18 protein-coding genes are annotated in these 19829 nt (G+C 53.1%); 8 read left to right on the forward strand and 10 right to left on the reverse strand.

The genetic code is table 11. The features are described 5' to 3' along the window. The first annotated feature begins 117 nt into the window (after nt 1–117). The gene (locus CRO05_RS15805; RefSeq protein WP_235001281.1) at nt 118–1131 is read left to right on the forward strand and encodes a diacylglycerol kinase family protein; all 1014 of its coding nucleotides are present in this window, start codon (nt 118–120) and stop codon (nt 1129–1131) included. Beyond that, on the forward strand, nt 1132–2103 hold the full coding sequence (locus CRO05_RS15810; protein WP_235001282.1) for a hypothetical protein: 972 nt from the start codon (nt 1132–1134) through the stop codon (nt 2101–2103). 64 nt (nt 2104–2167) lie between these two features. Here the strand turns inward: CRO05_RS15810 and CRO05_RS04380 are convergent, their stop codons facing one another. The 5 genes from CRO05_RS04380 to CRO05_RS04400 all read right to left on the reverse strand — a co-directional run bounded on the left by CRO05_RS04380 (nt 2168) and on the right by CRO05_RS04400 (nt 6264). Then, complete coding sequence (locus CRO05_RS04380) at nt 2168–2809, reverse strand: HAD family hydrolase (protein WP_097065979.1); 642 nt, start codon at nt 2807–2809, stop codon at nt 2168–2170. Beyond that, nucleotides 2806–3735 carry an NAD(P)-dependent oxidoreductase gene (locus CRO05_RS04385; protein WP_097065980.1) on the reverse strand — a complete coding sequence of 310 codons (930 nt, stop codon included), beginning with the start codon at nt 3733–3735 and terminating at the stop codon, nt 2806–2808. The genes CRO05_RS04380 and CRO05_RS04385 overlap by 4 nt, the downstream gene beginning before the upstream one ends. Before the next feature lie 7 nt (nt 3736–3742). Next, a complete protein-coding gene (locus CRO05_RS04390; protein WP_097065981.1) occupies nt 3743–4681 on the reverse strand; it encodes a phosphoglycerate dehydrogenase in 939 nt (312 codons plus the stop codon). Beyond that, nucleotides 4678–5439: an HpcH/HpaI aldolase/citrate lyase family protein gene (locus CRO05_RS04395; RefSeq protein WP_097065982.1), complete on the reverse strand. Its 762-nt coding sequence runs from the start codon at nt 5437–5439 to the stop codon at nt 4678–4680. The genes CRO05_RS04390 and CRO05_RS04395 overlap by 4 nt, the downstream gene beginning before the upstream one ends. A 66-nt stretch (nt 5440–5505) precedes the next feature. Continuing rightward, on the reverse strand, nt 5506–6264 hold the full coding sequence (locus CRO05_RS04400; RefSeq protein WP_097065983.1) for a 3-deoxy-manno-octulosonate cytidylyltransferase: 759 nt from the start codon (nt 6262–6264) through the stop codon (nt 5506–5508). A gap of 264 nt (nt 6265–6528) precedes the next feature. Between CRO05_RS04400 and CRO05_RS04405 the strand changes: the two genes are divergently transcribed. The 3 genes from CRO05_RS04405 to CRO05_RS04415 all read left to right on the forward strand — a co-directional run bounded on the left by CRO05_RS04405 (nt 6529) and on the right by CRO05_RS04415 (nt 9839). After that, on the forward strand, nt 6529–7851 hold the full coding sequence (locus CRO05_RS04405; protein WP_097065984.1) for a hypothetical protein: 1323 nt from the start codon (nt 6529–6531) through the stop codon (nt 7849–7851). A 45-nt stretch (nt 7852–7896) separates the two neighbouring features. Next, nucleotides 7897–8943, forward strand: coding sequence for a glycosyltransferase family 2 protein (locus CRO05_RS04410; protein ID WP_097065985.1), 1047 nt, complete (start codon nt 7897–7899; stop codon nt 8941–8943). A gap of 131 nt (nt 8944–9074) precedes the next feature. Further along, nucleotides 9075–9839 carry a 3',5'-cyclic-nucleotide phosphodiesterase gene (locus CRO05_RS04415; RefSeq protein WP_097065986.1) on the forward strand — a complete coding sequence of 255 codons (765 nt, stop codon included), beginning with the start codon at nt 9075–9077 and terminating at the stop codon, nt 9837–9839. Nucleotides 9840–9860: 21 nt separating this feature from the next. Here CRO05_RS04415 and corA read toward each other — a convergent pair whose 3' ends face one another. From corA to rpiA, 4 genes are all read right to left on the reverse strand, one after another. Beyond that, nucleotides 9861–10931, reverse strand: a complete 1071-nt coding sequence (corA, locus tag CRO05_RS04420; protein ID WP_097065987.1) for a magnesium/cobalt transporter CorA — start codon at nt 10929–10931, stop codon at nt 9861–9863. Nucleotides 10932–10998: 67 nt separating this feature from the next. Further along, nucleotides 10999–12498 carry an exopolyphosphatase gene (gene ppx, locus CRO05_RS04425; RefSeq protein ID WP_097065988.1) on the reverse strand — a complete coding sequence of 500 codons (1500 nt, stop codon included), beginning with the start codon at nt 12496–12498 and terminating at the stop codon, nt 10999–11001. Between the two features lie 36 nt (nt 12499–12534). Further along, nucleotides 12535–13242, reverse strand: a complete 708-nt coding sequence (phoU, locus tag CRO05_RS04430; protein ID WP_097065989.1) for a phosphate signaling complex protein PhoU — start codon at nt 13240–13242, stop codon at nt 12535–12537. A 71-nt stretch (nt 13243–13313) separates the two neighbouring features. Continuing rightward, on the reverse strand, nt 13314–13973 hold the full coding sequence (gene rpiA / locus CRO05_RS04435; RefSeq protein ID WP_181319733.1) for a ribose-5-phosphate isomerase RpiA: 660 nt from the start codon (nt 13971–13973) through the stop codon (nt 13314–13316). A 140-nt stretch (nt 13974–14113) separates the two neighbouring features. Between rpiA and ilvA the strand changes: the two genes are divergently transcribed. From ilvA to CRO05_RS04455, 3 genes are all read left to right on the forward strand, one after another. After that, entirely contained in the window at nt 14114–15625 is a 1512-nt protein-coding gene (ilvA, locus tag CRO05_RS04440) for a threonine ammonia-lyase, biosynthetic (RefSeq protein ID WP_097065991.1), read from the forward strand. Between the two features lie 392 nt (nt 15626–16017). Further along, nucleotides 16018–17340: a porin gene (locus CRO05_RS04445; protein ID WP_097065992.1), complete on the forward strand. Its 1323-nt coding sequence runs from the start codon at nt 16018–16020 to the stop codon at nt 17338–17340. A gap of 544 nt (nt 17341–17884) precedes the next feature. Next, nucleotides 17885–19225 carry a porin gene (locus CRO05_RS04455; RefSeq protein WP_097065993.1) on the forward strand — a complete coding sequence of 447 codons (1341 nt, stop codon included), beginning with the start codon at nt 17885–17887 and terminating at the stop codon, nt 19223–19225. A gap of 155 nt (nt 19226–19380) precedes the next feature. On the opposite strand, the gene CRO05_RS04460 is transcribed toward CRO05_RS04455, so the two are convergent. Then, complete coding sequence (locus CRO05_RS04460; protein WP_097065994.1) at nt 19381–19806, reverse strand: GNAT family N-acetyltransferase; 426 nt, start codon at nt 19804–19806, stop codon at nt 19381–19383. Nucleotides 19807–19829: the final 23 nt, after the last annotated feature.

The following is a 19829-nucleotide window of genomic DNA, read 5'->3' on the forward strand; positions in this document are numbered from 1 at the left end:
CGGACAGATGTTGCTGTGGCATGAATGGAACATATGTTGTAATCTGCGCGGCTTGCCTTGACAAACCTCAGAATAAATCCCTTTAAGTCCCCTTGCGGGGCCAGTATCAAAGATTGAATGATAGAACAATTCAGGATCGATAGACTTAGAACAGGTTCCGCAACCGTCGGATTCCTGTTCAATCCACTGAGCGGGCGTATTCGCAAGCGCAGGGATGCAATAAGACGTGAAATGGGCGGGATCCATGATGCCGTCTGCCGGGACGCGACGAGCGGTCCTGAGATTCGCGCATCGGTTGATGCTTTTGTCGAAGCTGATACTGATCTGCTGGTCATCGTTGGCGGGGACGGTACGGTACAGGCCGTATTGAATCATCTGTTCACAATACAGCCACCGGCCAAATGGCCGATTTTGAGCGTAATCCCCGGCGGGACGACCAATATGACGGCACTGGATCTGGGTATTCACGGCAGACCGGAAGATAACCTGCGGAAGTTAAGCAAGTGTTTGCTGAACCGGAACCTGCCTCCGTTGCTACAGCGTCACGTTTTATGTATTGAACAGGCAGGGACCGCCAAGGTCTATGGCATGTTCTTTGGTATCGGCCTTATTGCCCGTGCTGTCATATTTTCCCAGGGCCGGATCAAGCAGCTCGGCGTAACAGGGGAAATTTATTCGGCTATCATAATGCTGGGCTATCTCGCCGGCGCGCTCATCGGACGTCGTCAGGGCCCCTGGGCGCCGGTTCAGCTAGCAGTTATCGAGCAAAATATCGAACTGCATCGCGGAACTTATACGTTTCTTTTCGCCAGTACCCTTGATCGCCTGCTGTTCGGCATGCGCCCATACTGGGGTCAGGAACAGGAACCGCTGCATGTCACGTTTGTGCGACAGCAGCGAAAGCGCCCGCTGCGCTCGTTGTTGCAGTTGCTTTCAGGTCACGGGAGCGCTCTCAAGGAGCAAAACGGCTATTTCAGTTCCAATACCAGCGTATTGGAATTGATGATAGACGACGATTATATCGTTGATGGCGAATCCTATCGCGCAGCAAGTCAAGGTGGGCCATTGCGTATCTCGGCAGCCGGTCCTATCAGTTTTCTGGTAGCAAATAGCGCCAACGCAAACTTATAAATGTCGAACCGCACGCCAGTATTCGATCAACAGCCCCCGGACGAACTGGTATCGGAGATGGCGTCACTGAGTTCAGAGGCTGTATCGGCGGATTTTTTTGTCCTGGTTGAAGCACTGAAATTACGGTTCGGCTCCTCGCTTGAGGCTGTTCTTCTTTATGGATCCTGCCTGCGCTCCCACGACATTGGTGACGGAGTCGTGGATTTCTACGCTGTGGTGAACAATTACGGTAGTGCTTACCCTGAGCGCTATCTGCGTCATCTAAACGCATGGTTGCCTCCAAATGTATTTTATCTGGAGGTATCCCAGCAGGAAAAAAAATTTCGCGCCAAGTATGCGGTGGTCTCGATGGCGGATTTTGAGCAAGGAACCCGGCACTGGTTTCACCCATATTTGTGGGCGCGCTTTGCTCAACCAACAAGGTTGTTGTACGCGAGTGACGAAGGTATTCGCAGGAGAATTCACCACGCGCTGGCACATGCGGTGATAACGTTTCTGAAGTCCACCCTCCCAACGCTGACTGCTTCCATTGTGGATGTCGAGACGATCTGGACTAATGGATTGATGCAGACCTATGCTGCAGAACTGCGGCCTGAGCGGGCAGGGCGGGCACGTCAGCTGGCGCAGTTCAATCTGGATGAGTATGCCGCGTTGACCGCATATGCGATACCGGCATTGGCGGGAAAGCTGGAGGCGTTGGCAGATGGAAATTATCGGTGCCTGACCGATGCAGCGAGTCATCGACAGTCGCTGTGGCGCTGGCGGCTGCGCCGCTGGCAGGGAAAAGTCCTGTCTGTACTGCGGTTGGCAAAGGCGGCTTTTACCTTCCAGGACAGCATCAGCTATGCTGCGTGGAAGATTGAGCGCCATACGGGGGTTCGTGTCGAAGTCACCCCCATGTTGAGGCGGCATCCCCTGCTTTGGGGTTTCAAAGTTTCGTGGCAGTTGTTGCGGCGTGGCGTGATGCGCTGATACCGGTTTACATCAGCAAATATTCAGCGATCGAATTGCTGGTTACTGATACAGGTGGCCCCGCTCAGCGGATCAATGGGTGCAGATCGGGTAATATGTTCACATGCGACGGAAAAGGGTTCTTATCCCCGGGGCGCACCCGTCCCAGGAATGAAACATTGTTAACCTGCGCGCTTTGATAATCTATCAGGGCGTCACCTATCATCAGTACACGCTCCGGCAATAGGGCATGAGCCGATAAAATATCTGCGATAAGCTTCTGTTTGGGTGTCGGGGAACCGCGTACTGCGGTGAAATAGGAGGCTAGGCCACGGCGACCAACAATGGTATTGAGTTCTGCTTCCGGTGTGCCTGATGCGACAAATAGCGGGATTCTTTTTGCCTCTTTACGAATCAGTTCGGCCGCGCCCGGTACTGCATCGCTCGCAATCACAGCCTCTACCACCAGTTCGGAAAAGCGTCGATCCAGCTGCTGCTCTTCGTCCGGCGTCAGGGGAGGTTTCTCCAGAAGCGTTTCCTGAAAATAACGAAATTTCTGATAGCGCGACATGCCGCCATTCGAGCTGTGATACTGCGCTACCGCGGTCATTATCGTCTCGCCATAGTCACGATAGAGATTGACAAAGGCTTGCGTTTTTATTTCACCGGATTCAACTACCACTCCGTCAAAATCGAAAATGATGGCTTGCCAGGTTGTAATCTTCATGCTCGGTTGTCCGACGCCAGCGGCGTCGCCTCATCATCTTCACCGGAGTGACGCATGGTCTTGTGAATATCCCGAAGACAATCCAGCAATCCTTGCCCCAGATCGACATGCTCATTCAGCACCAGTTTGCGGCCAATGCGCGGCTGGAATGCGTAAGGGGTTACCTCATAGTGATGTCCCGCGCGCGCCTGGTCGAAATGCAGATCAATTTTCCAGGGCATGATTTCAGAGATCATTGTCATGACGTCCCTGATACGTAACCGCTCCTGGCCGGTCAGGATCAGGTGGCGGTTGGCAAATTCCGGTGCAAGCACCTGTACGCTCATTCGCGCAGCGTCCTCCACATGGATGTACTCGCGAATCGCCTCGCCGCTGCCGTGATATGTAATCGAATGCCGCTCGACCGCTTCATGCAGCATGCGGTAGATACCGTTACGCGCGTCGGCGCGCCGGCCATACAATGATCCGTAACGCAAAATGCTGTAGTCCAGGCCGTAGCGTTCGTGATACGTTTCAATAAAGCGTTCAGCCGCCTGCTTGCTGGCACGGTAAAAAGAACCAGACTCGGAGTAGACATAAATAGTACTGGCGAAGACAAAGCGGCGCGCTCCAGCAAGGCGGGCGGCTTCCAGTGCGTGCATATTGCCCAGCACATTGACCGTGGCGGTAGCCAGCGGTTTATCGTGGGCCTCATCAATATCCGCAATAGCGGCAAAATTATAAACCACGTCGGCGCCCTTGGCTGCTTCCGTCACCTGACCAAGATCCATGATGTCGCCAATGATCATTTCCTGGTCTTGGCGCTGATAGCGGGATGGGGAGCGATCGAACAAGCGTACCCGATAGCCGACAGTGGACAGTGCGTCGGCCACATGACTGCCAAGAAAGCCACTGGCGCCATATACTATCGCGATTTCGTTGGACATTCCCTGTTTATCCGTTTTCCATTACGCCTGCTTCAATCAGTCCCTGCAGCAGATTTTCTGCGGCTTCAATCTCCATGCGTTGGCGCGATTCCCTGGCAAGTGAGCCGACATGCGAAGTGAGAATTGCATTTTCGCATTTTAGCAGGGGACCGTGGTACGGTTCCTGCTCGAAAACATCAAGCGCCGCCGCACCCAACTGCCCGGAATTCAAAGCATCTGCCAGAGCGGTTTCATCGATGAGGCCGCCGCGAGCGGTATTTATCACTATGGCGCCGCGTTTCATACGCGTAAAAGCCCCCTCGTTCAGCAGATGGTGAGTATCAGCATCATACGTGACATGGAGGGTGATGATGTCCGCCTCCGCCAGAAGCTTCTCCAAGGGTATCAATTCTACCCCGTCAGGCGAGTTCGTCACATATGAATCATGCGCCACCACGTCGGCGCCAAACGCCTGACACACGCGCGCAACGCGCCGGCCGACTCTTCCCAGGCCAATGATACCCACGCGCTGGGCGGCCAGTAGCCGTCCCTGTGTTCGTGGCCACTGGCCGGCACGGACCAATTTATCAGTTTCGCATATCCGTCTCAAAATGGTCAATATCAGGGCCAAGGTAAGCTCGGCCACTGCCTGGGCAGGCGCCTCCGGTGTATTGAGAACAGTAATACCGTGGCGCTTCGCTGCCGCAAGATCGACACTATCCAGACCGCTCCCGCAGCGCGATATCACTTTCAAGTTTCTGGCGGATGCGAAAACACGCTCCGTCAGGGGTTCTATCCCGGCGATCATTCCTACAGCATCGTTGCCCAGCAATGCGATGGCTTCATCTTCCGTGATTTTGCGCCCATAGCTATTGGCGGCAACCTGCATGCCCTTTCTTAGTAAATGCTGGATATGGGGATTATTGTCCATATCAAACGACGAGGTGGAAATGACAAGTTTGCTCATAGACCTTCCCTTATTTTTTGCATATGGCTTCGGCAAAGCGTGTCGAGGATGCGAATGTCCAAACCGTAGCCAAGAAAGCTGAAGCCGGCCTGGATGTTGCGGAGCAACTGCTCGGGATCGGGTTCGACTACATGAATGCCTCCGGGCTTGCCGAGGCGGCGCCCAGCTTCCAGCACCCGTGTTATCGCTGCCTGAACCTCCGGATAATCGAGTTCGCCTGGATGTCCCATCGACCCGGACAGATCGTAGGGACCAATGATATAAGCGTCAATTCCAGGTACGGAAAGAATGGAATCGATGGCATCGACGGAGTCGATATGCTCAATCATGACTACTACGACGGCGTTGTCTTCCAGCCAGCGCCGATACTGCTGAAATGTCGCGCCGTACCCCTGTGCGCGCGCCAGACCGACTCCACGATGGCCGCGAGGCGGGTAGTAGACGGCCTGGACCGCAGCCTCGGCATCTGCCGCGGTTTTGACCATCGGCACCATTACGCCCGTTGCACCGGCGTCCATGACACGCTTGATCTGATCGGGGTGATTCGAGGTCAGCCGAACGATAGCCGGGCATCCCCGCCCGTCGAGCGCCTGAATCAGTATTTGAACTTCGCTCAACTCCAGAACACTGTGCTCGGTATCCAGCACGAGCCAATCAAATCCGGCTGCAGCCATGATTTCGGCGATCGCCGGATGTCCCAGGGTAATCCACGAGCCGATGGTTAACGCATTCCGGGCAAGTTTCGATTTTAATTGCATGAATAATCCAATAAATCCAATAAAACCTTTACACAGCTATCTCGATTTGGGCGGAGGGATGCTGACTCAGTATGAGGCCAGCAGCGGGTCTTCTTCCATCAACTTTGCCACGCGCTCCAGATCGGCCTGAGTATCCACCGCCTGGGTATTGAACTCCGTTCTTACCATCTTCACTCGATAGCCATGCTCCAGCAATCGTAGCATGTCCACCGACTCCAGTTTTTCCAGCGGTGTTTGTGGTAATCCCGCGAAATCAAGCAAGGTACTGCGCCGAAACGGAATGATACAGACTTGCTTATAAGCGAAGGTGGGCTGGAAATTCAATTGTGAGGAACCCGGCGAGGTTGGTATCGGCTGCCGCGACATAAACAGGGCATTGCCCCGTTGATCCATCACCACCTTAATTGTGTTAAAGTCGTAAAAGTCAGTTTTGTTGTCAATACTTCGCACCAGATTAACGCAGCCCAATTGCGGATCGTGCCGAAACGGCTCTACCGCCTCATCGATCATCTCCGGACGGGTCATCGGTTCGTCACCTTGTACCATGACAATGAGTTCAGCATCAATTCCGGCTGCTGCCTCGGCAACTCGATCGCTGGCTCTTTCATGGGTGTCAGCCGTCATTATTACCGGGGCGCCAAAATCCTGCGCCGCCCGGCGGATTTCCTCATCGCAAGTGGCGATGTAGGTGGCATCGAGTGCGCGGCTCAGCGCAACACGCTTGTAGACATGTTCCAGCATCGTGCGGCCCAGCAGTTTCGCAACCGGTTTACCGGGAAACCGGGACGAACCCATACGTGCCGGTATTACAGCGATTGTTTTCATTAATAGTTTCACATTCCTTGGATTTATCGGTCGGGGTGCTTTAGTTGTTGATTGCCGATTATCAGCTATTCGCAAGTATCAGGAGCGAATCCGAAACAGGTTATTCTAACAGACTGCTACGGACTAAAACGACGGCCGTGCTAGTAAACGAATATTCGCCAGTGTACAATTACGCGCTTTTCGCCACCAGAAACATATCGGAATCCTCAATTAAATGATGGGTATACTGCTTGTTACCAACATGCAAAGGATGAGAATGCGGGGATGAAAGCGCTTTTTTTCCTCCGTCATTATAACGACATAGACCATATTACACCGGTAATCTCCAAGTGGATCGATTCGGGGCATACCTGCGATATTGTTCTGATAGGGAACTCGCGGTTTCGCGGTGATTACCGGATCAAGTTCCTGCAGGGGCTCAACGGCGTGCGCATGGCCTACATCGCCGATGTGTTGCCGCCTATCGAATTTATCAGGTGGTTTTTCCAGACGCTGATACTGATCCGCAGTTTGCGTCGCCCGTTCATCGGTCCGATCATGAATGCCCTGGCATCATTTTATGACGCCAGGCGGCGTGAACCGATCTGGCGAAGTACCGCTAAGCGCTTGTTGACGCGTAGTTTTGGCGACAATGACGAGGGCGTAGTGGTATTCGACTGGATAGAAAGAAATTCGTCCATTTGCGTGGAATGGGTCAAGGTGGTGCTGTCGACAGCGCGTGATATGGGCCTGGGCACGGTATCGCTGCCGCATGGCGATAGTCCCCATGCCAGCCAGTTGATTCGGCGCCGGGAATTGCGCCTGGAACCGGATACCACGTTTGCCAACGCGGGCATTTTTGAAAGAGTTGTGGTGCCCAACGAGTTATGCTCGGTGCGTTTTCGCCCCTTTATGGATAATCAGAAGCTTGCCGTACTAGGTTCGCCACGCTACTGCGACGAATGGCTCGCCAAATTGGCCGAATTGATGCCCCCTTCGCCACTGACCCGCTCCGACAGCAAGCTCAAGGTGGTAATGTTTTTGAGAAAGAGCAATTTTTCCACATTCTGGGAGGAAGTGGGCGAGGTCGTACGTATCGTTGCCGGCTTTCCAGGGGTGGAGCTGGTGATCAAGCCCCATACCCGCGGAGGCTGGCAACAATCCTTGACAAAGGATGTTTCCCTGCGGCGTTTGTCAAACGTCAGCGTAGCCGGTGGTGATGTTCATTCCATTTATCTCATGAATTGGGCGGATGTCATCATTGATCTTGCCACTTCGGTTGTATTTGAAGCAGTCAAGACAAAGAAGCCGGTACTGGCGGCTGACTATCTGCATGCGGGACGGTCCGCGCTGGCTGAATTCATGCCTGAGACAGAGCTGCGTTGCCGGGATGATGTGTATAAAAATATCGAAAGGTTTCTTTCCCATGGCTGCGATTCTTTTTATATAGAAGAACACCGCCAACGCTTTCTGAGGGAAATGATTGATGTAGGGGGTCCCGACGTACTATCCCGTTATGTGGCATTGCTGGAGGGACAGGTGCGGCCAGAGGCCAGCCAGTATCGAGCTCATCCGCACGATAACGCCGCTAAACTGGCTTTCGCATGATTAGCGGGTTTTCCGCCTAGTTTTTCAAGGAGATTGCTGAGCCGTATGCCGGTAATGCCATCCATCGATGTGATAATCCCGGTCTACAACGCGCCAGTACTGACGCGGCGCTGCATCGATTCCGTCATTACGTTCCTCGGCGAATCCGTCAGATATATTCATGTACAGGATGACGCGTCCGGCACCGAGACACGCCAGATGCTCGAGCAATTGCCGCATGAATGCGTTCGCGTTCATCACGCCCGGACTAATCGCGGCTTTGGCGCGTCTGTAAATGCGGCAGTCGATCGCTCCGACGCATCTTATGTCCTGATCCTCAATTCGGATACCGAGGCAAGCGAGGATTTCCTGCCGCTGCTCTGTGCGGCACTGGCGACTGATCCGCAGCTAGCGGTCATCATTCCCGGGGGCAATGACTATGCCAGGCACGATCTGGACCAATATCTGCGTCGACCCGGCGGTTACATTGCTACCTACCGCCTTCAGGGGCACGCGTTTCTGGTTCGTCGCAAGGTTTTCCAGGAGGCCGGTGGCTTTGACCCGGCATTCGGTCGGGGTTATTACGAAGATGTAGATCTTGGCCGCCGGCTCGACCTGCGAGGTTGGCGGCTCGGTGTGCATCCCGACGCTTGTATACAGCACAAGGGCGGTGGATCATTCGGGCGCGGCCGGTCTTTCAGGGCACTGGTGAGGCACAACCGCAACCTTTATTTCTCGCGCTATCCGAACGCCCGGCGTAACATTCTGCTTCTCTCGGGAAATTATCCGCTGACGCGTTTTCCCTCAATACTTCTTGATGCGCTCGAGAACGTGTTTCACCAGGGCGGCTATGTTCATTGGCTTTCGCCGGAACCGGCGCGACAACTTCTCTGCTTGCAGATGCGCAGCCATTCCATAGGCGCGGGGGCCGTGATGAGACTTCTGCTGCGTAGCTGGCGAGAGGACAAGCGTATCTCGGAAATATGGATGCTACCCGATGTTTCACGCCTGTCGCGTGCCTTGATCATTCCCTGGGCACGTATATGGGGCATCAAGGTATTGATGTGGGAAAGGTCTGCGGCAGCACACGGCTGCAGCCTCAGGTTGCTTTGAGGAGCCTCCGGGATATTCAGGGGAGCGTGGATTTTTCAGTTCTAAGTCGTTCTTTTTGCGTCTTTCATCGCCCCAAGGGCGACAGCCATTTCTGATAGCATTTCTTCACTGCATTCACTGATGGAAATAAAATGCGCGTAACCGTACTTGGATGCACCGGTGGGGTGGCGGCGAACTTGAGAACCACGTGCCTGATGCTGGACGACGACGTTCTGATTGACGTGGGTACCGGGGCCGGAGATTTGACGCTCGCCGAAATGTTATGTATCAATACGGTATTTCTTACCCACTCGCATCTCGACCATGCGGGACTGCTCCCAATGGTAGCGGACATGGTGGGGCCGCGCCGCAACAGGCCGCTGACGGTTTATGCACTACCTGAAACGATTGCCACACTGAAGCAGGATATGTTCAATTTTCGTCTTTGGCCGGATTACACTCGGCTACCTATGCCCGACAACCCCTATATCGTGTTCCAACCTGTTGCGGTAGGGGAGACTGTGGAGTTATCAGGAAGGAAAGTGACTCCGTTACCGGTGCGGCATGCTGTTCCCGGCGTGGGCTATCAACTGGATAGCGGCAAGGCGAGCTTTGTATTCAGCGGCGATACCACTTACCATGAGCCGTTCTGGACTGCGTTGAACGCGATCAGCAATTTGCGCTATCTGATGATTGAGACAACCTTTCTCAATTACAACACGGCAGGCGCCGAGGCCTCCGGCCATATGCGGCCGGAACTGCTGGGGCAGGGATTAAAGCAGCTCAACAAACCAGTTCGCCTTTTAGTCACTCACATGGAACCCGGCAATGAGGATGCCACGATGGCGGAGATCCAGGTAGCAGCAGGGGAATTCAAACCGGAGAGATTGAAGCGCGGGCAAGTTTTCGAATTTTAAGACGGCCTTGCTATCCTCCTTTCATAACCATTTTTTCCATCGAAATAGCAGCAACATGCCCACGCTGATTACTGCCATCGCGCCCAACACCACAAAAAACCCCCAGTCCCATTCAAGCCCTGGCAGATATTTGAAGTTCATGCCGTAAATACCGGCGATCAGGCTAAGCGGCATGAATATGGTGGTAATGACCGTGAGGACCTTCATTACCGTGCTGATGCGAAAGCTTACACTCGACATATAGATATCGAGCATGCCCGCTGTCAAGTCTCGCAAGGACTCTATGGATTCGATGATGTGTATGGTGTGATCGTACACATCCCTCAGATAGAGCAGTGTGTTACGGGTGAACAGCGGAGAATCGCCGCGCTGCAAGGAGCTGATAACTTCGCGCAGCGGCCACAGCAATCTGAGCAGAAAAGCACCTTCGCGCTTTAGATGGTGAATCGAATGCAGGGTATTCGGTCGTGGGCGGGCTATCAATTCCGCTTCCAGCGCTTCGGTTCTTTCATCAAGCTGTTCAAGAATGACGAAATAGCTATCCACAATGGCATCAATCAGGCTATACATCAGAAAATCGGCACCTGACTTTCCGATCTGGCCCTTACCTGAACGCAAGCGATCAAGCACCGACCGGAACTGAACGCCATCCGCTTCAAGGAACGATAGCACGAAATCTTTTCCCAGTACGAGACTGATCTGTTCCGAATATATTTTCTCTTCTCTGCCTCTGGTTTCGTAGCCGAAGGTTTTCAATACCACATAAAGATAATCGCCGTAATCCTCCAGCTTCGAGCGTTGCTCCGTATTGAATATGTCCTCCAGAACCAGCGGGTGAAGGTTAAAACAGGCGCCGATCTGCTCCATCACGCCGATATCGCCCAATCCGTGAAGGTTGACCCATTTAATACCTCGCGCGGACTTGATTTTGTCAGCCAATCCTCCGATAGCCACCTCGGATTCGCGTACGCCATTCGCATCATAATCAAACAGGGTAATGCGGGAAGCAACACCTTTCCTTGCACCGATATGCACCAGCGTGCCCGGGGGCAGCCCCGCTTTTAAAGATCTCTTTTTGGAGTGTGATGCCATGGCCTCGTTTGTTCAAGTATCCGCCGGTTGCGCACTTCCCCTGGTTATCCGCCTTATATGCCTTGATTCAGTCCGGTCTCGTTATCCGGAAATTAAAACCAAGAACACCCCATTGTTCCATTTCGGCAGAAAGTGCGGTATCGGTCAACGGATTTTTTTCTAACCAGCCTCGTTCGATGGAGAGTTCCAGCTCATTATCATCCAGGCTGACTTCCAATCGCGGTATCTTGATATCACCATGGCTGCGGTGAAACAATGTCGCCAGACGAAGTGCGCACAGCAGAGCAAAATCCAGCGGGGCCGCGATAAATTCTCTCGCTTTACCGAGCATACCCCTCTGGACGAGCACAAGCGCACTCAATCGCTCTTGTTCCCTTCTGGAGAAACCGGGCATATCGGCATTGCCGAGAATATATGCGGAGTGTTTGTGATAGCCGGAATGGGCTATTGAAATGCCCACCTCATGCAATCGCGCAGCCCATGACAGGGTTTGCAGCAATGTTTCCGCTTCATCAGGAAAATCCTTCAGCAACTGTTTTCCCAGCAATAGCGCCAGCGATTCCACCCGTCCTGCCTGAGCAGCATCCACCCGGTAACGTTGCATGAATCGTCTAACCGTTACTTCACGCATATCATGCTTATGAAAGCGCCCGAGCAAATCATAAAGCACACCCTGGCGCAATGCGCCCATTGCCTGCGACATGCGCTGGATCCCCAGTTCGGCAAATGCGGCAGACATGATGGCAAAACCTCCGGCGATTACTGGCGCGCGATCAGCGCGTAGTCCGGCAAGCTCCAGCTTTTCAATATCGCCAATCTTGAGCAAACGGTCCCGAAAATTTTCCAGCCCATCCGCGGTGATGTCCCCCTCGCTGCTTTCCGTGGCGAGCTTGTTCAGCTTGATGATGTCACCCAGTGCACGCGCTGTGCCGGATGATCCGAATGCATCCCGCCAATGAGTGCTGGAAAACTGTGCGGCGATAGTCTGTATCTCGCTGCGCGCCGAGAGTTCGGCCCGTCTCATCGCACCCTTCGTAATCTTGCCGTCCGGAAAAAAGCGCAGGCTGTAACTGACGCAGCCCATATAAAGACTTTCCAGCTTGACCGGCTTCAGACGGCTGCCAATGATAAATTCCGTAGAGCCGCCGCCGATGTCCATAACCAGGCGAGGGCTGGTAGAGGCTGGGAGACTATGGGCGACACCCAGGTAGATAAGCCGCGCTTCCTCGTGCCCTGCGATCACTTCAATCGGAAACCCGAGAGCGGCCTCGGCTTTTTTGAGAAATACCGGCGCGTTTCTGGCTACTCTAAGGGTATTCGTTGCGACTGCACGTACCGTATGCGGTGGAAAACCTCTCAGACGTTCGCCGAAACGTTCCAGGCAACCCAGAGCGCGGGCTTGAGAATCCTCGTCCAGTCGCTGGTCCGCCGTAAGGCCGGCCGCAAGCCGCACCATTTCGCGTAAACTGTCCAGCGGATAAAGCTGTTTGCCTTCCACCCGTGCTACTTGTAGACGAAAGCTGTTGGAGCCGAGGTCTACCGCTGCGAGAGTGGAGTATTCGAGCATGGCGTTCCAGTTGAGTTCCGACAGCTGCTAATCGACCTAATCTCTTATTTCACGCTCGATCTCTTCGGCAGTCACATGGCGCACGTCCTTGCCCTTGACCATGTACACCACATATTCGGACATATTTTTGGCATGATCGCCAATCCGCTCGATCGCTTTGGCGACAAACAGGATTTCGAGGGCCGTGGAAATTTTACGCGGGTCTTCCATCATGAAAGTGATGAGCTGACGCATGATGGAACGGAATTCCTCATCCACCTGTTCGTCCTCGCGCACGACCTGAGCCGCTGCGGTCACGTCAAGACGGGCAAATGCATCCAGGGACTTGCGCAGCATTTCCAGGGCGACGTTGGCAACATGCCTGATCTCGACAAAACGCGGCATATGCATGCGGTCGGTTTCGTAGATCAGCTTGGCCATGCGAGCAATTTTTTCTGCTTCGTCGCCGATGCGCTCGAGGTCGGTGATGGTCTTGATGACCGTCATGATCATGCGTAAATCCCCGGCGGCTGGTTGCCTGCGGGCGATAATCTGGCTGCATATTTCGTCTATCGATACCTCCATCGCATTGACGCGGTGATCATCGGCGATAACATTTTCTATGAGGCTCTCGTTACCGGTGATCAGCGCCTCAATGGCTCTCTCGATCTGCTCTTCCACAAATCCGCCCATGTGCAACACGCGTGTGCGCACCGCTTCGAGATCGGCGTCAAATTGTTTGGATATATGTTCGCTGCTTGCCATTGCGCTCCTGTTGTACAACCAAAATGAAAGAATGGTACTAACCGGTTATGGCGGTTTTATTACTGCTGGCATCAAATAACTATTGTCCGGATACCATCGTCGCTGCTCAGCAGCAATACATCCGCTCCGCGCTTCGCAAACAAGCCGTTGGTCACGACGCCCGTGATCTGGTTGAGTGCGGTTTCCAGTTCAATCGGATTCAGGATCTGCAGCCCATGGACGTCCAGGATCACGTTGCCGTTGTCGGTGATAAATCCCTGGCGCAGCATGGGCTGCCCGCCCAGGCGCACTATCTCCCGTGCCACGTAGCTGCGCGCCATTGGAATAACCTCCACAGGCAGTGGAAACCTGCCGAGCAGTTTGACAAGCTTGCTCTGGTCGGCAATACAGACGAATTTTTTCGCCACCGCAGCGACGATTTTTTCCCGGGTCAATGCCCCCCCGCCGCCTTTTATCATATGCAGGTGTTCTGTGATCTCGTCTGTGCCATCCACGTATACCGGAAGTTCATCGACACTGTTTAAATCCATGACCTCGATGCCATGATCGCCGAGGCGGCGTGCAGTTGCCTCTGAGCTTGCCACCGCCCCCTCGATTTTGTGCTTGATCCTGGCCAGTCCGTCGATGAAGTAATTTGCAGTGGAACCGGTACCCACCCCGACTATGCAACCCGCGGGGACATGCTGGATAGCGGCCTCGGCGACCGCCTGTTTTTGCTCGTCTTGCGTCATGATGTTATTTTTGTGAAAGAAAAAAACTGATTATTCGTGAGGATAATACTATCCGCCGATTTTAACAATGAAGCTGGGCATTCAGCGTTTCCTGGCATGCTAAAATGTTGAATCGCTGACATCGCCAAGTATCGGTTTGGATGAAAAATAACTATCTCGAAAGAATTCTCACTGCCCAGGTCTATGACGTAGCGGTGGAAACTCCGTTGGAGCTAGCGTCAAATTTATCTGCGCGCATACACAACCAGCTATTTCTCAAGCGCGAGGATATGCAGGAGGTTTTTTCATTCAAAGTGCGCGGGGCATACAATAAAATGGTCAAGCTTTCTCCGGCCGTGCTCAAGCGCGGCGTGGTGACAGCGTCGGCAGGCAACCATGCACAGGGGGTGGCGCTTGCGGCACAACGGCTGAATTGCCGCGCGACCATCGTGATGCCGGTTACCACGCCGCAAATCAAAACACAGGCCGTTGAGGCGCGGGGAGCGACCGTGATATCGCATGGAGATTCTTATGACGACGCTTACGCCTACGCGCGCAAATATGCGGCAGAGGAGCATGCCACGTTCGTGCACCCCTACGATGATCCGGACATCATCGCGGGACAAGGCACAATCGGTATGGAAATCCTGCGCCAGCATACTGGCGCCATTCATGCCATATTTGCGCCGGTGGGCGGCGGCGGACTTATTTCCGGTGTCGCAGCGTATGTAAAGAGACTTTATCCTGATATCAAGATTATCGGAGTCGAGCCCGTTGACGCCGATTCCATGTATCAGTCATTGAAAAAAAACCGCCGTGTCAGGCTCGCGCAGGTGGGATCCTTTGCGGATGGCGTGGCGGTGAAGCAGGTGGGAGGAGAAACGTTCCGCTTGTGCCGTGAACTGGTGGATGAAATCATACTGGTTGATACTGACACGATTTGTGCTGCGATCAAGGATGTGTTTGAGGATACCCGCGCAATTCTGGAGCCATCCGGAGCGCTGTCTGTGGCAGGAGCAAAGGCTTATGCCAGACGGGAGGGAATTCGCGATAAAAATCTGATTGCAATCGCTTCCGGCGCCAACATGAATTTCGATCGTCTGCGCCATGTCTCCGAACGAGCGGAACTGGGTGAGCAGCGGGAAGCTGTGATGGCAGTAACGATTCCCGAAGAGCCTGGCAGTTTCAAAAAGTTTTGCGCCATGCTGGGAGCGAAAAGTATTACGGAATTCAACTACCGCTATGCCGATCCGAGAGAAGCGCACGTGTTCGTTGCTGTCTCCGTCCGCAATCGCGACGAAGCGACAAAACTGATTAAAAATCTGGAAAGAAGCGGCTTGCGCACTGAAGATCTGAGCGACAATGAAATGGCGAAACTGCATATACGCCATCTTGTAGGGGGGCGTGCGCGTGAAATACAAAATGAACTGCTCTATCGCTTTGAATTTCCCGACCGGCCTGGTGCGCTCATGAAATTTCTGAACAGCATGAGCCATCACTGGAATATCAGCTTGTTCCACTACCGCAACCATGGCGCCGACTACGGTCGCGTGCTGGTGGGACTGGAGGTGCCGCCCGAAGAGAAGGCGGAGTTCAAGGCGTTTCTCGGCAAACTGGACAACCGTTACTGGGATGAAAGCGCGAACCCGGCCTATAAACTGTTTCTGGGATAGGTGCGGTCTGAATATTCCATGCGGGTTTAACCCGGCTCCTAGTGAACGCAGGGTATGTCTCCCGGAAAAGAACTCGGGCGATTTGGGGAAGTCAGCATGCGGCTAACATCGCTGTACAGGTATCCGCAAACGATTACGCAGTCACTCCGGGATATGAACTGAACGTTTGCGAAAATACTGAAAAATCGATCACGAATCGATGTAAGAGCTGAATATTCGGTCGAACATTCGTTACGATGGGGTGGAGGATATTGATGTGGCATTTTGGCCTTTTTTGACAGGAAGGATCAGCTCGTGTTCTCGCTGGAGGTCACGAATCTTGTTAAACCGAAACATCGATTGTTTCGAACGGCTTCAAATCCTTATGTCCGGGGAACTAAGGAAAAATAAAAATGAAATGCATGCCAAAAGGCAAACGCCAGCTTCTATTTGCGGTAGGCAGCCTGTTATCGATCATCATGAACTCGGGTATCCATGCTGCGGGCATAATAGATGTATTCAAGGATAGTGGTATAAGGGTTGGTGGCTGGATCAATGCCGGTGCAACTTTTAACCCGGGCAATCCGGCCAACGGCTACAACGGACCCGTTACTTTCGCGGACCGTGCCAACCGGTTTCAATTAAATCAATTTAATGTGTTTATACAGCGCACCGTGGTAACGGAAGGCAATGCGTTCGATCTAGGTGGCCGTTTCGATTTCATGTTTGGCACCGACTCTATTTATACCCAGGCTTTCGGTGTACCTCCATTTGACGTGAATTCCGGTCAGCCGCTTGACAGGGGAAACTGGGATCTCGATCTGTGCTGTTCCTCGACCCGCAGCTACGGTATTGCGCTTCCCCAGGCTTATGTTGAAGCCTATCTTCCGGTAGGCAACGGCCTCAACGTCAAAGTTGGCCATTTTTATTCTCCGACCGGCTATGAGACAGTGCCGGCTCCTGACAACTTTTTTTACACTCATGCCTATACGTTTAACAATGGCGAGCCGTTTACCCATACAGGCGTCGTGGGTAACTATACAGTCAATGGAAATTGGTCCGTCATGGGTGGCGCAATCACCGGTAGCGCCACCGGTGGATGGGACGGGGGTTTTGATAGGCAGTTAGGGAACTGGGGCGGCCTGGGTGGCATTACATGGACCAGCGATGATAAGAGAACGTCGGCCAATATCACGGGTACGTACAGCGAAACTTCCACGCGCAGCAATGAACCCTGGGGTATGTACAACATTGTGCTGCAACATAGAGTCACCCCTAGAACGCATCTGGTTCTACACCACGTCCACGGCTATGCCGGGGGAGTCTTGTTGAATGGCGAGCACAGGAATGCCGAATGGTATGGTATCAACACGCATATGTACTATGATCTTCTGGAAGATCTGTCCATCGGGATTCGAGGGGAATGGTTTCGGGATAGAGACGGTTTTCGCGTCTTCTCGCCTTTTCGGGTACTTGCGGCTACCGATAGCACAGGACGCAGTTTTGCCGGCGCCTTTGCGCCCACCAGTGCGCCAGCGGATTATTATGCGGTCACTATTGGCATGAACTGGAAAGCGGCCAAAAGGCTGAAGTTGGACTGGAAGTCCATGCAGAAGCTGAACATTCGCCCCAATATTCGTTACGATAGAGCGGACGGCATCAATCAATCGTACAGGCCTTTCGATAACCAAAAAGATCAAATTGTTTTTTCTCTCGATGCGACTATCCCTTTCTGATGTCATAGGCTCCGGGCGGGTAGCGCATAAGACGTAAATCGAACTTAAACCCTTAGACCTAGAGATACCGGAAGTGAAATATCGCCAGCTTATCTTTGGGAATTGCCGGGCACGAGGATGGCTCCTTCAGTCAACTCCGCTTGTCTGTATTTAACGGCTTCCCTCACTCCTCGTTTTTTTAATAGCGGCATCGCACGGCGAGATTGCCCTGAGCCTGCTCCTGGTTCGGTATAACGCAAGGAATGCAGCGCTGCCGAGCGGCGAGGCGATCATTGAAGCCGAGAACTGCGTATTTCACACCATGGCAAAAAAAGATCTGAACCTCAATCTGAATCTGTCAGTTCGTTCCTCTTGATGGGCACCGTCCCATTCCGCGTTCTTTTTCACATCATTATCGATAAATGGAGGCTGAAAACCTTCACAAAAATCTGAGAACTTAACAAATTATTCACAATAAAATAACATTTTATTTATATATGGCATGTTACGTTGCCGGAAGAATAACAATTTCAGATGTAGTGTTTTTACCCAGGGGAATCACTATATGTCGTGCATGCCCAAACGCAGAAGCCGGATGGCGTTTGTTTCTGCGGCCAGCCTGTTCGCAGCGGTTGCCGGATCAGCGGATGTTCATGCGAATGCGGCAGTCGAGTGGTTTAAAGATAGCGGGATACGGGTAGGCGGCTGGATCAATGGTGGAGCGACTTTCAACCCAGGCCAGGCGAGCGGGTTCAACGGCCCCGTGACTTTTGCGGATCGGTCAAATCGATTTCAACTGAATCAGTTCAATATATTTATACAACGCCCCGTCGTGGCCGAGGGCAGCTCGTGGGATTTTGGCGGGCGTTTCGATTTCATGTTTGGTACGGATGCTATTTTTACTCAGGCATACGGCGTTCCTGCATTCGATGTAAATACTGGCCAACCCCTGGACAGAAGTAACTGGGATCTCGATTTGTGCTGTGCGTCGACCCGATACTATGGCATTGCGCTTCCGCAGGCATATGCGGAAGCTTACGTACCGGTCGGGAATGGCTTGAATGTCAAGCTCGGCCATTTTTATACACCCATCGGTTACGAGTCGGTTCCAGCTCCAGACAATTTCTTTTACACCCATGCTTATACAATGCAATATGGTGAACCTTTCACCCACACCGGCGCATTGGGTAACTACAAGATCAGCGGGAACTGGTCGATTATCGGCGGGGTTACTACCGGGAGCGCCACTGGCGGATGGGATGGGGCATTCGATAAGCAGTTGGGTAACTGGGGAGGGATAGGGGGCATTACCTGGACCAGCGACGACATGGCGAGTTCGGCCAATATCAGCGGCACCTATAGCGAGACCTCCACACGAAGCAACGAACCCTGGGGAATGTACAGCGTCGTGCTGAAGCACAAGATCACCACCAAGACACATTTTGTTTTCCAGCACGATCATGGTTACGCCGGCGGGGTATTATTGAACGGTGTGAACAAGAATGCGGAATGGTACGGTATCAACACGCACCTGTACTATGATCTTACGCCTCAACTATCAGTTGGCGTTCGTGGCGAATGGTTCCGCGATCGAGACGGTTTTCGCGTATTTTCACCCGGCCGTGTAGCGGCCGCTACAGACAACCGCGGATTGAGCTATGCGCTGGGCCGTGGCCAGTTCGGCAATAGCACCAGCGTACCGGCCGATTATTACGCAGTCACAGTGGGGATGAACTGGAAAGCGGCCAAGACGCTGAAGCTGGAGTGGAAGCCGATTCAGCAGTTTAATGTTCGCCCGAATGTACGATATGACAACGTGGATGCGCTCCATGGCGCAACCTACCGGCCATTCGGAGGGAAAAAAGACCAGGTCGTATTATCGCTTGATTTTATGGTCCCTTTTTAATCACATCTTTCGACGGTGCTTGTGTATGTAAAATATGCAGCTTTCGAAATCGATAATGGCTGATCTCGGGGGAGTAAGTCGGGTATGGGGAGGTGAATGTTGCCCGTGATAGCCGGGCAAAATCTCAATCCGGATTTACTTGACTTGGCCGCGAGCTACAATCGCAGAACCATTTTCACATGCAGGATCCCAGCATCCAGGAACTTTTCCCCCGCTATCTGAAAGCCGAATTTGGCATAAAACCCGGCAGCATATATCTGCGCATTCAAGGTGACCTGCTGAATCTGCCGATCTCCAGCTTCCTGCAGCAGCCATTGCAAGAGTGCGCCGCCCACACCTTTGCCTCTCCATTCCTTGAGCACCGCCATGCGTCCGATGGTTCCACCTGGTAAAAACCGGGCCGTGCCAATAGGATTTCCCGCTGCATCTGAGGCAAGGACATGAGTACAACCCGCGTCAAATTCGTCCCATTCCAGTTCGACAGGAACGCCTTGTTCGCGGACAAAAACTGTTTCCCGTATTGCACATAATGCGCGCCTATCACACTCCCAGCTTGCTTTGCGAATGTTGTAGCCGCTCATACCTTTTGAGAGCTCAAATGTCC

It is taken from the genome of Nitrosovibrio sp. Nv4, from assembly GCF_900215485.1.
GTDB lineage: Bacteria > Pseudomonadota > Gammaproteobacteria > Burkholderiales > Nitrosomonadaceae > Nitrosospira.

Coding starts and splice junctions, on each gene's coding strand:
- CRO05_RS04415 (WP_097065986.1), top strand. CDS start 9,075: ATGCGCGTAACCGTACTTGGATGCACCGGTGGGGTGGCGGCGAACTTG.
- CRO05_RS04380 (WP_097065979.1), bottom strand. CDS start 2,809: ATGAAGATTACAACCTGGCAAGCCATCATTTTCGATTTTGACGGAGTG.
- CRO05_RS04400 (WP_097065983.1), bottom strand. CDS start 6,264: ATGAAAACAATCGCTGTAATACCGGCACGTATGGGTTCGTCCCGGTTT.
- CRO05_RS04385 (WP_097065980.1), bottom strand. CDS start 3,735: ATGTCCAACGAAATCGCGATAGTATATGGCGCCAGTGGCTTTCTTGGC.
- ppx (WP_097065988.1), bottom strand. CDS start 12,498: ATGCTCGAATACTCCACTCTCGCAGCGGTAGACCTCGGCTCCAACAGC.
- CRO05_RS15805 (WP_235001281.1), top strand. CDS start 118: ATGATAGAACAATTCAGGATCGATAGACTTAGAACAGGTTCCGCAACC.
- CRO05_RS04460 (WP_097065994.1), bottom strand. CDS start 19,806: ATGAGCGGCTACAACATTCGCAAAGCAAGCTGGGAGTGTGATAGGCGC.
- CRO05_RS04390 (WP_097065981.1), bottom strand. CDS start 4,681: ATGAGCAAACTTGTCATTTCCACCTCGTCGTTTGATATGGACAATAAT.
- CRO05_RS04405 (WP_097065984.1), top strand. CDS start 6,529: ATGAAAGCGCTTTTTTTCCTCCGTCATTATAACGACATAGACCATATT.
- corA (WP_097065987.1), bottom strand. CDS start 10,931: ATGGCATCACACTCCAAAAAGAGATCTTTAAAAGCGGGGCTGCCCCCG.
- ilvA (WP_097065991.1), top strand. CDS start 14,114: ATGAAAAATAACTATCTCGAAAGAATTCTCACTGCCCAGGTCTATGAC.
- CRO05_RS04410 (WP_097065985.1), top strand. CDS start 7,897: ATGCCGGTAATGCCATCCATCGATGTGATAATCCCGGTCTACAACGCG.
- CRO05_RS04445 (WP_097065992.1), top strand. CDS start 16,018: ATGAAATGCATGCCAAAAGGCAAACGCCAGCTTCTATTTGCGGTAGGC.
- CRO05_RS04395 (WP_097065982.1), bottom strand. CDS start 5,439: ATGCAATTAAAATCGAAACTTGCCCGGAATGCGTTAACCATCGGCTCG.
- phoU (WP_097065989.1), bottom strand. CDS start 13,242: ATGGCAAGCAGCGAACATATATCCAAACAATTTGACGCCGATCTCGAA.
- CRO05_RS04455 (WP_097065993.1), top strand. CDS start 17,885: ATGTCGTGCATGCCCAAACGCAGAAGCCGGATGGCGTTTGTTTCTGCG.
- rpiA (WP_181319733.1), bottom strand. CDS start 13,973: ATGACGCAAGACGAGCAAAAACAGGCGGTCGCCGAGGCCGCTATCCAG.
- CRO05_RS15810 (WP_235001282.1), top strand. CDS start 1,132: ATGTCGAACCGCACGCCAGTATTCGATCAACAGCCCCCGGACGAACTG.